At 72.6% G+C, this 13,408-nt stretch carries 13 protein-coding genes; 10 read left to right on the top strand and 3 right to left on the bottom strand.

All coding sequences use genetic code 11. The features are described from left to right. Positions 1–59: 59 nt before the first annotated feature. A complete protein-coding gene (gene pepN, locus KGD84_RS07860; RefSeq protein WP_220559603.1) occupies positions 60–2,603 on the bottom strand; it encodes an aminopeptidase N in 2,544 nt (847 codons plus the stop codon). 234 nt (positions 2,604–2,837) lie between these two features. Between pepN and KGD84_RS07865 the strand changes: the two genes are divergently transcribed. From KGD84_RS07865 to KGD84_RS07910, 10 genes are all read left to right on the top strand, one after another. Continuing rightward, a complete protein-coding gene (locus KGD84_RS07865; RefSeq protein WP_220559604.1) occupies positions 2,838–3,473 on the top strand; it encodes a mycothiol-dependent nitroreductase Rv2466c family protein in 636 nt (211 codons plus the stop codon). A gap of 120 nt (positions 3,474–3,593) precedes the next feature. Then, positions 3,594–3,752, top strand: coding sequence for a hypothetical protein (locus KGD84_RS07870; protein WP_220559605.1), 159 nt, complete (start codon positions 3,594–3,596; stop codon positions 3,750–3,752). A gap of 99 nt (positions 3,753–3,851) precedes the next feature. Then, positions 3,852–5,267: an aldehyde dehydrogenase family protein gene (locus KGD84_RS07875; protein ID WP_220559606.1), complete on the top strand. Its 1,416-nt coding sequence runs from the start codon at positions 3,852–3,854 to the stop codon at positions 5,265–5,267. 129 nt (positions 5,268–5,396) lie between these two features. Further along, a complete protein-coding gene (locus KGD84_RS07880) occupies positions 5,397–5,543 on the top strand; it encodes a hypothetical protein (protein ID WP_220559607.1) in 147 nt (48 codons plus the stop codon). A 93-nt stretch (positions 5,544–5,636) separates the two neighbouring features. Beyond that, a complete protein-coding gene (locus KGD84_RS07885; protein ID WP_220559608.1) occupies positions 5,637–6,104 on the top strand; it encodes a ribose-5-phosphate isomerase in 468 nt (155 codons plus the stop codon). A 387-nt stretch (positions 6,105–6,491) separates the two neighbouring features. Beyond that, positions 6,492–7,595, top strand: a complete 1,104-nt coding sequence (locus KGD84_RS07890) for a PP2C family protein-serine/threonine phosphatase (protein WP_220559610.1) — start codon at positions 6,492–6,494, stop codon at positions 7,593–7,595. A 261-nt stretch (positions 7,596–7,856) separates the two neighbouring features. Then, positions 7,857–9,200, top strand: coding sequence for a magnesium transporter (gene mgtE, locus KGD84_RS07895; RefSeq protein WP_220559611.1), 1,344 nt, complete (start codon positions 7,857–7,859; stop codon positions 9,198–9,200). A gap of 68 nt (positions 9,201–9,268) precedes the next feature. Further along, on the top strand, positions 9,269–9,469 hold the full coding sequence (locus KGD84_RS07900; protein WP_220559612.1) for an antitoxin: 201 nt from the start codon (positions 9,269–9,271) through the stop codon (positions 9,467–9,469). Between the two features lie 41 nt (positions 9,470–9,510). Continuing rightward, the gene (locus KGD84_RS07905) at positions 9,511–10,371 is read left to right on the top strand and encodes a M23 family metallopeptidase (protein WP_220559613.1); all 861 of its coding nucleotides are present in this window, start codon (positions 9,511–9,513) and stop codon (positions 10,369–10,371) included. Positions 10,372–10,392: 21 nt separating this feature from the next. Continuing rightward, the gene (locus KGD84_RS07910) at positions 10,393–10,935 is read left to right on the top strand and encodes a (2Fe-2S) ferredoxin domain-containing protein (RefSeq protein ID WP_220559614.1); all 543 of its coding nucleotides are present in this window, start codon (positions 10,393–10,395) and stop codon (positions 10,933–10,935) included. 24 nt (positions 10,936–10,959) lie between these two features. On the opposite strand, the gene KGD84_RS07915 is transcribed toward KGD84_RS07910, so the two are convergent. Together KGD84_RS07915 and KGD84_RS07920 are read right to left on the bottom strand one after the other, a co-directional pair. Next, complete coding sequence (locus KGD84_RS07915) at positions 10,960–12,822, bottom strand: ABC transporter ATP-binding protein (protein ID WP_220565606.1); 1,863 nt, start codon at positions 12,820–12,822, stop codon at positions 10,960–10,962. Positions 12,823–12,901: 79 nt separating this feature from the next. After that, positions 12,902–13,393: an adenylyltransferase/cytidyltransferase family protein gene (locus KGD84_RS07920; RefSeq protein WP_220559615.1), complete on the bottom strand. Its 492-nt coding sequence runs from the start codon at positions 13,391–13,393 to the stop codon at positions 12,902–12,904. Positions 13,394–13,408: the final 15 nt, after the last annotated feature.

The raw sequence follows: 13,408 nt of genomic DNA on the forward strand, positions 1-13,408 counted from the left end.
CGGTGCTTGTGCCGAATGCCGGGAGCGGCCGCGACCCGGAATGATCCGCCGAACACGTCCTAACGGGCCTCGCCGGCGGCGATGTCCACGGCGCGGGCCTTCAGCGCCCGCTCCACCCCGGCGCGCCCCTCCACCAGCAGGCGCCGCAGGGCGGGGGCGGGGGAGTTCTCGGCGATGTAGGCGTCGGTGCGCTCGATCGTCGCCTCCTCCACGAGGCCGCCCGGGTACATGAACTCGGCGAAGGTCTGCGCGAACTCGCCGGTCCACTTCTCCCAGGCCGGGGCCAGCTGCGCGAAGTACTTCTCCACGTAGGGCCGGTACAGGTCGGCCTGGCCCGGCTCCACGAAGCCCAGCAGCACCGACCGGAACTCGGCGTTGGCCAGCTCCTCGCCCACGATCCGGTCCCAGGCCGCGGCCTTGGCCGCCGCGGTCGGGACCGCCGCCCGCGCACCGGCGGCGTGCCGCTGCCCGGCGGCCGTCGCGTCGTTCTTCAGCTCGGCGTCGATCTCCTCCTCGCCCGCCTTGCCGGTGGCCACCAGGCGGCGCAGCAGGGTCCACCGCAGCTCGGTGTCCACCACCAGGCCGTCCACGGTGATCGCGCCGTCCAGCAGCCCCCGGAGCAGGGACAGGTGGGCGTCGCCGACCGCGCTGGAGGCCAGCGCGTTGACGTAGGCCAGCTGCAGGTCGCCGCCGGGCTCGGCGGTCGTCAGCAGCTCGCGCAGGCGCTCCGACAGCTTCTCGAAGCCGAACGGGCGCCACGCCGGGTCGGCGTAGTTGTGCAGGGCGGAGACGGCCTGGCGCAGCAGCGTCTGGGCGACCATGACGTCGTCCACGCCGTCGATGCCGGAGACGACCAGGTCCACGTAGTCGCGGGCGGGCATCTCGCCGTCACGGGTCATGTCCCAGGCGGCGCCGAAGGCCAGCGCGCGGGGCAGGGACTCCCGGATGCTCCCGATGCCGTCCACGACCGTGGCCAGGGACCGCTCGTCCAGCCGGATCTTGGTGAAGGTCAGGTCGTCGTCGTTGATGAGGACCAGGTCGGGGCGGGCCCTGCCGACCAGCTCCGGCACCTCGGTGCGGGCGCCGCTGACGTCCAGCTCCACCCGGTCGCGGCGCACGATGCCGTCCTCGGTGCGGTCGTACAGGCCGATCGCCAGTCGGTGCGAGCGCAGCGTCGGGTGCTCGGGGGCCGCCTCCTGGAGCACCGCGAACGAGGTGAAGTCCCCGTTCGCGTCCACCTCGAAGTCCGGGCGCATCGTGTTGACGCCGGTGGTCTCCAGCCACTCGCGCGACCAGCCCGACAGGTCCCGGCCGGAGGCCGCCTCCAGGTGCTTGAGCAGATCCTTCAGCTCGGTGTTGCCGAAGGCGAACTCCTGGAAGTAGGCGCGCACGCCCGCGAAGAACGCGTCCACGCCCACGTACGCCGCCAGCTGCTTGAGCACCGAGGCGCCCTTGGCGTAGGTGATGCCGTCGAAGTTCACCTCGACCGCCTGGATGTCGACCATATCGGCGGCGATCGGGTGGGTGGAGGGCAGCTGGTCCTGGCGCAGCGCCCAGGACTTCTCCACGTTCGCGAACGTGGTCCAGGCGTCCGTCCACTTGGTGGCGTTGGCCTGGCAGTACACGCTGGCGTAGGTGGCGAAGGACTCGTTCAGCCACAGGTCGTCCCACCAGCGCATGGTGACCAGGTCGCCGAACCACATGTGCGCCATCTCGTGCAGGATCGTCTCGGCGCGCCGCTCGTAGCGGGCGTCGGTCACCCGGGAGCGGAAGACGTAGTCCTCCAGGAACGTGACGGCGCCCGCGTTCTCCATGGCGCCCGCGTTGAACTCCGGCACGAACAGCTGGTCGTACTTGCCGAAGGCGTAGCGGACCCCGAACAGGTCGTGGAAGAAGTCGAAGCCCTGCCTGGTGACCTCGAACAGGGCGTCGGAGTCCAGGTGCTCGGCCAGCGAGGCCCGGCAGAAGAGGCCCAGGTCGATGCCGTCGTGGGTGTCGCGCACCTCGTGGTACGGGCCGGCGACCAGCGCCGTGATGTAGGTGGACATGCGCTTCGTGGCGGGGAAGTGCCAGCGCACCCGCTCCTCGCCGGCCGCCTCGCGCGTCACGTCGGGCGCGCTGTTGGAGACCACGGTCCACGACGGCGGCGCGAACACGGTCAGCTCGAACGTCGCCTTCAGGTCCGGCTGGTCGAAGCACGCGAACATGCGGTGCGCGTCGGCGGTCTCGAACTGGGTGTACAGGTACACCGAGTCGTCCACCGGGTCCACGAACCGGTGCAGGCCCTCGCCGGTGCGCATGTAGGCGGCGTCGGCCACCACGGTCAGCTCGTTGTCGGCGGCCACCTCCGGCAGCGTCAGGCGCTCGCCGTCGAACAGCCCGGCCGGGTCGAGCTCCGCCCCGTTCAGCGTCGCCGACAGCACCCGGGGCGCCGCCAGCTCCACGAACGTCCGCGCACCCGGCTCCGAAGAGGAGAAGCGGACCACGGTGGTGGACCGGAAGGTCTCGTCCCCGGTGGTGAGGTCGAGTGTCACCTCGTAGGAGTCGACGCTCAGAATGCGCGCCCGCTCCCGAGCCTCGTCCCGGGTCAGGTTCCCTGCCACGCCACGCTCCCTCCACGGCCGCCGTCGTCGCCGGCCGGATCGCTTCACCGGGGACGACGGCGCGGGCCGGGGGAACTCCTCTGGGCGGGGCGTCGTCGGGGCCGGTGGATCGGTTGTCGATTCGGCTCCGATCCTGCCACGCACGGGGTCGGAATGCGCAACCGAAATCGAAGGTTGTAGCGCTACGTCGACCCCCGCGGGGCGCCGCCCCGACTCTCTTGCGAGGAGCACTCCATGACGCAGACCGCCGCGGACGCGGGCGAGCAGGACATCGCCTACGCGGACATGTGGTTCGATCCGGCCTGCCCCTGGGCCTGGATCACCTCCCGCTGGCTGCTGGAAGTCGAGAAGGTCCGGCCGGTGCGGGTGCGCTGGCACGTGATGAGCCTGGGCGTCCTCAACGAGGGCCGCGACATCCCCGAGGACTACCGCCGGCTGCTGGACCGGTCCTGGTCCGCGGTGCGCGTGTGCATCGCCGCCGAGCAGCGCTTCGGGGCCGAGGTCCTGGGTGCCCTCTACACCGCTCTGGGCACCCGCTTCCACAACAACGACGAGCCCCGCACCGACGAGACGATCCGCGCCGCCCTGGCCGACGCGGGCCTGCCCGAGGACCTGGCGGAGGCCGGCGGGTCCACGGAGTACGACGAGGCCCTGCGCGCCTCCCACGCCGAGGCCATGAAGCTGGTCGGCGAGGACGTGGGCACCCCCGTCGTCCAGGTCGAGGACGTCGCGTTCTTCGGCCCGGTCATCACCCCCACCCCGCGCGGGGAGGAGGCCGGGAGGCTCTGGGACGGCGTCCGCCTGGTCGCCGGCACCGAGGGCTTCTTCGAGCTCAAGCGCACCCGCACCCGCGGCCCGGTCTTCGACTGACACGGGAGCACGGCGGCGCGCCGCGCCCGGCCCCCGGGCGCGGCGCGATCCGGGGTGCGCGCGGGTGCACACTGGAGGGGGCCGCGGCGGCGGCCGCCCACGACGACGGAAGGACCGGCCGTGCCCGAACCCGACGACGAACGCAGGGTCGACTTCCTCGACGACCTCGACGTCCTGCCCGACACCACCTCCGACGAGGGCGCGCTGGGCTGGGGCGACGACGTCTCCGACGACTCCACCGACCGCCTGATCGCCGAGCGCCCCCCGCACTGGGACTGAGGAACCCGCGACCGGGGCCCGGCCCGGCCGTCATCGGCGGGTCCACCGGTCGTGCCTCCCGCACTGGCCGACCGAATCCGGTTCTGCGACAGTGGGGGCATGCGATCCCTCTACATCGACGGCGCCTGGCGCGACTCCGCCTCCGACGAGGCCCTGGACGTGATCGACCCGGCGACCGAGCAGGTCATCGACACCGTTCCGGCCGGGGACCCCAAGGACGTCGACGCCGCGGTGGCGGCCGCGGCGGCCGCCCTCCCGGCCTGGTCGGCCCTGGCCCCCGGCCGCCGCGTCACCCACCTCGCCCACGCGCTGGACCTCTTCAACGAGCGCATCGACGACATCGCCGCCCTGCTCACCCGCGACATGGGCGCGCCGGTGAAGTTCTCCCGCAGCGTGCAGGCGGGCCTGCCCGCGCTCATGTTCCGGACCTACATCGACCTGGTCGAGGAGACCGGCGAGCGCTACTTCGAGGGCGAGAAGCTGGGCAACTCGCTCATCGTCCGCGAGCCGGTCGGCGTGGTGGGCGCCATCACGCCGTGGAACTACCCGCTGCACCAGATCGTGCTCAAGGTCGTGCCCGCCCTGCTGGCGGGCAACACGGTCGTCCTCAAGCCCAGCGAGGTCGCCCCGCTGAGCGCCTACGCCCTGGCCGAGGTGTTCCACGACGCGGGCCTGCCCGCGGGCGTGTTCAACCTGGTCTCGGGCACCGGCCCGGTCGTCGGGGAGGCCATCGCCGCCCACCCGGGCGTCGACATGGTCTCGTTCACCGGCTCCACCCGCGCGGGCGTGCGCGTCTCCCAGGTGGCCGCCGAGACCGTCAAGCGGGTCGCCCTGGAGCTGGGCGGCAAGTCGCCCAACGTGATCCTGCCCGACGCCGACCTCACCGCCGCCGTCAAGCGCGGCGTCGCCGACGTCATGCGCAACACCGGCCAGAGCTGCAACGCCCTCACCCGCATGCTCGTCCACCGCGACTCCTACGAGGAGGCCGTCGCCCTGGCCGCGCAGGCCGCGGCCAAGTACGTCCCGGGCGACCCCAAGGAGGAGTCCACCCGGCTGGGCCCGCTCGTCTCCGCGGCCCAGCTCGACAAGGTCCGCTCCTACATCGAGCTCGGCGTCCGGGAGGGCGCCCGCCTGGTCGCCGGCGGCCCCGAGCCCGTCGAGGGGCCGGGCTACCACGTGCGCCCCACGGTCTTCGCCGACGTCGGCAACGACATGCGCATCGCCCGGGAGGAGATCTTCGGGCCGGTCCTGGTCCTCATCCCCTACGACACCGAGGAGGAGGCCGTGGCCATCGCCAACGACACCGACTACGGCCTCAGCGCCGCGGTGTGGTCGGGCGACCCCGAACGCGGCCTGGCGGTCGCCCGCCGCCTGCGGGCCGGGCAGGTGGAGCTCAACGGCGGCGCGCTCAACCCCCGCGCCCCCTTCGGCGGCTACAAGCGCTCCGGCAACGGGCGCGAGTGGGGGCTCCCCGGCCTGGAGGAGTTCTGCGAGATCAAGGCCGTGCAGATGTGACCGGCCGGTGTGTCCGGACTCACGGGCCGGAACGGTTCATACCAGGAATCGGCCCCGGTGAGAATCGCGTTGAGGGGTGTGGAAAAATTCCGACTGGTCATCCCTGGTCGAACCCAATCGAGGTGTGAGTTGAGCAACAAGCCCGCGGTCTCCAAGGCAGGACCCCTCGGCAAGGACATCAAGATGATCGTGATCAGCAACGTGATCGCGATCGCCTCCATGGCCCTCTTCGCCGTGCTGGGTCTGAGCGTCGCGGCCGCCGCAGGCGCCGCCTGACCCTCGGTCACAGACGCGTCCGACGCCCCGCCCGTCCCCTCGACGGGCGGGGCGTCGTGCATCCCCACCCCGGCGACCTGCGACACTGTGTCCGTGCGTGTTTACCTTGGATCAGATCATGCGGGCTACGAGCTCAAAGAACACCTCGTCTCCTGGCTGAAGGAGCGCGGCCACGAGGTCGTCGACGCCGGGCCCTTCGCCTACGACGCCGTGGACGACTACCCGCCCTTCGTCCTGCGCGCCGCCGAGGGCGTCGCCGCCGACCCCGGTGCGCTGGGCATCGTCATCGGCGGCTCCGGCAACGGCGAGCAGATCGCCGCGAACAAGGTCGCGGGCGTCCGCGCCGCCCTGGCCTGGAGCGAGGACACCGCCCGGCTGGCGCGCGAGCACAACGACGCCAACGTGCTCGGCATCGGCGGCCGGATGCACACCCTGGACGAGGCCACGCGCTTCGTCGAGGTCTTCCTGGCCACGCCCTACAGCGACGAGGAGCGGCACACCCGCCGCATCGCGATGCTGAGCGCCTACGAGGAGACCGGCGAGCTCCCGCCCCTGCCCTGAGGACCCCTCCCGGCCCCGCCGGGAACCGAGCGCCCCCGTCCGTGAACCCGGGCGGGGGCGTCCGCGTGCGGGGCCCCGGGAACGGGTTTGGGCTGATCCCAAACCCTCGATTATGGGGGAGAACACCGACGGATGCACGTGCCAGTCGGACATCCCCCGCGCTACAGTTCGTGCACAGCGGCTCGGTTCCGTCCCGGCCGCCGCCCGGCGGTGCCCTCGGCCCGCCGCCACGACCGCGGGCGGGTCCCCACACCGCCCTCAGCCCGTCGCACGTCCCGAGCCGGGGACGGCGCCGGAGCCCCGCCGGACCGCCACGGTCGCGGCACGGGCCACCCGAGCCGACCGAGACCGAACCCCCACGGGCGGGCGCGCCCGCACAGAGGATTGATGAAGCCCACACCGAACGCCAAGGCCGCCCGACTGCTGCGCACCACCGCGCAGCGGATCGTCGCGGTCCTCCGGCGCAAGGTGCTCTTCCGCTACCGGCTCGTCCTGATCACCCTGGTCACCCTGGCCGTCGGCATCGGCGTCGGCGCCGTCTGGGGCCCGGCCGGGTGGTTCCCGCCCAGCTCCACCATCCTCACCGTCCTGGCCGGCGGCCTGCTGCTCAAGCGCAAGAGCCTGGCGGCCCTGCTCGCCGTGGTCGCGGCCGTCCTGGTCTTCGTCGCCTTCATGCTCGACTTCGGGCAGGTCGGCCCCGGGCTGCTGGTCACCATCGGCGTCACCGCGGTGCTGTCCTACCTGCTGTCGGGCGTGCGCGAGCGCCTGGGCGTGCAGGGCCTGAGCGGCGAGATGATGCTCCTCGACCTGCGCGACCGGCTGCGCCAGCAGGGCCGGCTGCCCGGGCTGCCGTCCGGCTGGGGCCGCACCGCCGTCCTGCGCCAGGCCGGGGGCTCCTCCTTCGGCGGCGACTTCGTCGTCTCCGACCGCGACGGCGACCGGCTGGACATCGCCGTGGTCGACGTCTCCGGCAAGGGCGTCGACGCCGGGACCCGCGCCCTGATGCTCTCGGGCGCCTTCAGCGGGCTCATCGGCGCGGTGCCCACCAAGGACTTCCTCGCCCACTGCAACGACTACCTCATGCGCACCGGCGGCGGTGAGGGATTCGTCACCGCCGTCCACCTCAGCGTGGACCTGACCACCGGCGAGTACAGCATCGCCTCCGCCGGGCACCCGCCCGCGGTCCACTACGACGCCGGTACCGGCTCCTGGACCACCACCGAGGCCAAGGGCGTGGTCCTGGGCGTCATCCCGGAGATGACCTACACCTCGGTCCGCGGCCGCCTGCGGCCCGGCGACGCCCTCATGCTCTACACGGACGGCCTCATCGAGACCCCCGGCGAGGACCTCGACGCCGGCATCGACCGCCTGCTCGGCGCGGCCGAGACCCTGGTGACCAGGGGTTTCTCGACCGGTGCCGGGAAGATGGTCGACGCCCTCAGCAAGGACAAGAACGACGACTGCGCCCTGGTCGTCCTCTGGCGCGACTGACCCCCCGGCGACACCCCCGGACGGGGCGGCGGACCCGTGCGCGGCCCCCGGACGGGTAAGGTTCGGGGTGCTCCCCGTCCCGCGTACGGCGGCCGTCCCCGTACACGTCCCCGGATACCCGTGCGCGCCCTCCTCATCCCCGGCGCCGACTCCGCGCGGTCCACCACACCAGTGACGACGGGACCCGGAGCCGTCATACGCAACCGGTGTCGTCCGCGGCCGTGCCCTGCGGGCGGAGGAGAACGCGAGGGGGTGCTTCGCATGTCAGAAGGCGAGCGCGCTGAAGAACTCACCGAACTGGTCGAGAACAACGACCTGACGGGAATCCGGCTCTGGTTGGCCGAACATAGGCCCTACGAGATCGCCGACGAGCTCGCCCGCATGGCGGGCAGGCAGGCGATCATCCCCTTCCGGCTCCTGGACAAGGACCGCGAGCTGGAGGTCTTCGAGGAACTCGACCCCGGCCAGCAGCAGGCCATCCTCCTGGGTCTGCGCGACAGCGCCTTCCACGAGCTCCTGGAGGAGATGGACCCCGACGACCGGGCCCGCCTCATCGGGGAGGCCCCGGCCAAGATCGCCACCCGCGCCCTGGCCGGCCTCAGCCCCGCGGAGCGCCGGATGACGGCGGCGCTGCTGGGCTACCCCGAGGACGCCGTCGGCCGGTTCATGACGCCCGAGACGGTCGTCCTGCACCGCGACCTCACCGTGGGCCGCGCCCTGGAGATCGTCCGTGCCAAAGGAGCCGACGCCGAGACCATCTACACGCTCCCGGTGGTCACCGACGGCCGCCGCCTGGTCGGCACCGTCACCCTGGGCGACCTGGTCGTCAACGACGACGCCCGGCTGCTCAAGGACATCGTGGACGTCCTGGCCCCGCGGGTGCGGGCCACCCACCCGGCCGAGGACGCCGCCCGCCTGATGCAGGAGGCCAACCTGGTCTCCCTGCCGGTGGTCGACTCCGAGGACCGGTTCGTGGGCCTGCTGACCTTCGACGACGCCCTGGAGCTCATCGAGGCGGCGGACTCCGAGGACATGGCCCGCCAGTCCGGCGCCAGCCCCGTCGGCGACCACTACGTCAGCGTCGGGGTGCTGCGCCTGGTCGGCGCCCGCTCGGTGTGGCTCATGCTGCTCATCGTGGCCGCCACCCTCACCGTCAACGTGATGCAGGTCTTCGAGGCCACCCTGGAGGAGGTCACGGCGCTGGCGGTGTTCGTGCCGATGCTCATCGGCACCGGCGGCAACGTCGGCGCCCAGTCCGCCACCGCGATCGTGCGCGCCCTGGCCGTCGGCGAGGTGCGGGTCCGAGACCTGCCCCAGGTGATCTGGAAGGAGGCCCGGGTCGGGCTGCTGCTCGGCGTGATGCTGGCCGGCCTGGCGCTGGCCATCGGCGCCCTGCTGGTCGGGTTCCAGGTCGCCGTGGTGGTGGCCTGCTCGGTCATCGCCATCTGCACCTGGGCGGCGATCATCGGCTCGTCGATGCCGCTACTGGCCCGCAAGGTGGGCGTGGACCCGGCCGTGGTGTCCTCGCCGATGGTGGCGACCCTGGTGGACGCCACCGGCCTGATCATCTACTTCTCGGTCGCACGGCTCATCCTGCACATATGACACGGGGGCATAACCGGCGTGCCACCGGGTATCGCCTTGGGTGCAGGACGGACCTGAGGGGGGAATCCATGTCCGGTGCCGGAGATGCGTTCGACAAACTGAGGAAGGCCGTCGACGACAACGCCGACAAGGTCGAGGGGCTGGTCGGCAAGGCCGCGAACGCCGCCAAGAAGGCGACCGGCGGCGCCCATGACGACAAGATCGACAAGGGGGCCGGCGCCGCCACCGACTACCTGCGCAAGCGTGCCCGGGAGAACAGGGAGCGGTAACACGGTTCGGCGGGGCGGGACCGGGCGTCCACAATATGGAGATGCCCGATCCCGCCCCGACCCGTTCCCAGGTCGTCCTGGCCCGAGTCCGCGTCCCCCTCATGTGGGCCGCGGGCGCCGCTCTGCTCGCCGGGTACGCCGGCCTGTCGTGGTGGGCGGGCTGGTCCCTGTTCGCCGTCGCGCTGGCCGTGTACCTGCGCCTGGGCACCGTCCGCTGCGCCCCGCGGGTGCTGCGGCCCCCGGTGCGGGGGCGGTGGATGGCGCTGACGAGCCCGGTGGACGCGGTCCCCAGCCAGGGGACCCACGCCTACGGGCAGACCCACGCCCTGGGGCTGGTCGCCGAGGACGGGACCCGGCCCGACATCGGGTGGCGGCCGCTGAGCCGCCCCCCGGAGGACTTCCCCGCGTTCGGGAGGCCCGTGTACGCGCCCGCCGACGGGCTCGTCGTCGCCGTGCACGACCGGAGCCGCGACCACCGCAGCCGCAACTCCTGGCCGTGGCTGCTGGGCTCGGTCCTGGAGAACACCCTGCGCGAGCTGCGCGGCCCGGCGGGCCTGCTGGGCAACCACGTGGTCATCGACGTCGGCGGCGCGTACGTGCTGCTGGGCCACCTGCGGAAGGGCTCCGTCGGGGTCCGCCGGGGGGACCGGGTGGCGGCGGGCGCCCTGATCGCCCGCTGCGGCAACTCGGGGGCGTGCACCGAGCCGCAGCTGCGGATGCAGCTCATGGACCACCGGTGGCCGCTGGTGGCGGCGGGACTGCCGTTCCTGTGGGAGGCGGGCTGGGACGGGGGGTCCGACACCGCGGGGCTTCCCGAGACCTGGCGGCCGTTCGACGTCCCCGCTGGTCAGAGCGGTCCGGAGGCGGGTTACCCTGAGGCTGATGAGGTAAGGCGAACCTAAGGTTCGGGTGAGGAGGACGGTGTGGGCGAGATCGACGGGCGGCCCTGCCGGCTCACGGTCTGCCGCGGCTGCTGCTGCGGGACGAAGAAGAAGGTCCCGGGCGTCGACCACAAGGCCCAGCTCGCCCGCCTGTCCGCCATCGACGACCACGCCGGCCGCACCGTCCCGGTCCGCACCAGCAAGTGCCTGGGCATCTGCTTCCAGGCCAACGTGGTGGTCGTGCAGCCCTCCCAGAAGGGCCACGCCGCCGGGGGCCGGCCCGTGTGGCTCGGGGAGATGACCGAGGACGGGCTCCTCGACGCCCTCGACGACTGGATCTTCGAGGGCGGCCCGGGCCTGGCCCCGCTCCCCGACGCCCTGGCCGACCACGTCACCTCCAAGGACGCCAAGAAGCCCAAGAAGCGCAAGCGGCCCAAGAAGGCCAAGGCCATCGAGAAGGAGCGCCGGAAGGCGAAGGAGCGCAAGGCCGAGAAGGCCTCCCGCCGGCCCGGGAAGAAGGGCAAGGGTGAGAAGGACGGCAAGAAGAGGGGCCGGAAGAAGGACGAGCGCCGCAAGAAGAAGTAGCGCGGCGCCCGCCCCCGTGTCCCGTCAGTGGTCCTGCGGCGCGAACTGGGTCCGGTACAGCGCCGTGTACAGGCCGCCCCGGCCCAGCAGCTCCTCGTGGGTGCCCCGCTCCAGGATCCGCCCGTCCTCCAGGACCAGGATCTGGTCGGCCTCGCGCACCGTCGCCAGTCGGTGCGCGATCACCAGGGAGGTGCGCCCGGACAGGGCCTCGGCCAGCGCCTCCTGCACCGCCGCCTCCGACTCCGAGTCCAGGTGCGCGGTGGCCTCGTCCAGGACCACCACCGACGGCGAGCGCAGCAGCAGCCGGGCGATCGCCAGGCGCTGCTTCTCGCCTCCCGACAGCCGGTAGCCGCGGTCGCCCACCATCGTGTCCAGCCCGTCGGGCAACTGCTCCAGCAGCGGGCCCAGCCGCGCCATCCGCAGCGCCGCCTCCATCTCCTCGTCGGTGGCGTCGGGCTTGGCGTAGCGCAGGTTCGCGCCCACCGTGTCGTGGAACAGCTGGGCGTCCTGGGTGACCACGCCCACGGCCTCGCGCAGCGAGTCGGAGGTGGCCTCGCGCAGGTCCAGCCCGCCGACGCGCACCGCTCCCTCGGTCGGGTCGTACAGCCGCGACACCAGGTGCGTCAGCGTCGTCTTGCCCGCGCCGGAGGGGCCCACCAGGGCCACCATCGTCCCGGGCTCGGCCCGCAGCGACACCCCGCTCAGCACCTGGGTGTCGTCGGAGCCGCGCCCCTGCGGGTTCAGCTCCAGCGACGCCACCGAGGTCTCCTCGGCTCCCGGGTAGCGGAACGACACGTTGTCGAACTCCACCCCCACCGGGCCCCGCGGGATCGGCCGGGCGTCCGGGGACTCCTTGATCGCGGGGTCCAGGTCCAGGATCTCGAAGACCCGGTCGAACGACACCAGCGCGGTCATGATCTCCACGTGCACGTTGGACAGGCTCGTCACCGGCCCGTACAGGCGCACCATCAGCGTGGTCAGCGCCACCAGGGTGCCGACCTCGAACGCGCCGTCCACGGCCAGCAGGCCGCCGACGCCGTAGACCATCGCGGTGGCCAGCGCGGTGACGGTGCCCAGCATCGTGAACAGCAGGCCGCCGAACACGGCCTGGCGCACGCCCAGGTCGCGCACCCGGCCGGCCCGGCGGGCGAACCCGTCGGCCTCGTCCCGCGGGCGGCCGTACAGCTTGACCAGCATGGCGCCGCCGACGTTGAACCGCTCCGTCATCAGGGAGCTCATGTCGGCGTTGGTGTCCATGGCGTCCCGCGAGATGTGCGCCAGCCTGCGGCCGATCAGCTTGGCGGGGACGAGGAACAGCGGTACCAGCGCCAGCGCCAGCAGGGTCACCTGCCAGGACAGCGCCAGCATGGTGATGATCACGGCGGTGGCGCTCACCAGGTTGGACACCACCGACTGCAGGACCGAGGTGATCGCCCGCTGGGCGCCGACCACGTCGGTGTTCAGCCGGCTGATCAGCGAGCCGGTCTGGGTGCGGGTGAAGAACGCCAGCGGCATCTTCTGCACGTGGGTGAAGACCTGCGTGCGCAGCAGGTAGATGACGCCCTCGCCGATGCGGGCGGACAGCCACCGGCCGGTGAGCGCGAGCGCGCCCTCCAGCAGGGCCAGGCCGCCCGCGGCGGCGGCCAGGCCGATCACCAGGGAGCTGTTCCCCGCGACGATGCCCCGGTCGATGATCGCCTTGAGCAGCAGCGGGTTGGCCACCACGATGGCGGCGCCGACCGACGTCACGAGCAGGAACAGAAGTATCGCCCGCCAGTGGGGGCGGGCGTAGGAGATGATGCGACGGGTGATGCCGGGGGGCAGTGCCTGCCCCCGGGCGCTTCCGTCGTTGACCAGGGCCCTGTAGGAGGGCCGACCGGACATCATGGTCATACGGGCCTCGATTCGCGTTACGCGTGGGTCAACAACCGCCCGCGCCCACCGCTTCCCGAGGCGTCCGGGGTGCTCAGAGGGCTCGGGCCAGCCTGCCCAGCGCCGCTGTGGTGGAGCGGCCTGGAGTGAAGGGCAGCTCCCAGGCGAGGGCGTCCAGCGCCTCGGCGCCCAGGATCTTGGCGCGGGTGTAGCGGTCCCCGGCGGTGAAGGCCAGGGCCGCCGGGGCCAGCGGCCGCAGGACCTCGGCGTAGGCCGACCAGTCGGCCACCCCGGGGGGCCCGTCGATGATGAAGGAGCCGGCCACACAGCCCAGGGCGGCGATGGTCTCGGCGCGCTCCTCGGCCGGGTTGACCGGGCGTCCGGGCCCCTTCCAGGCGCGGACGCGCTCGTCGCACTCGATGCCGACGACCAGGGGGAGGCCGCGGTCGGCGATGGCTTGGAGGAAGCGGATGTGGCCGACGTGCAGGACGTCGAAGACCCCGGTGACGACGGCGGGGCGCTCCGGCCCCTCCGGCCGCTCGAACCAGCGTGTGCTCAGCGCAGTACCCGTGCCCGTGTCCGCCATCCAGTCACCCGATCC

It is taken from the genome of Nocardiopsis changdeensis, assembly GCF_018316655.1.
Taxonomy (GTDB): Bacteria; Actinomycetota; Actinomycetes; order Streptosporangiales; family Streptosporangiaceae; genus Nocardiopsis; species Nocardiopsis changdeensis.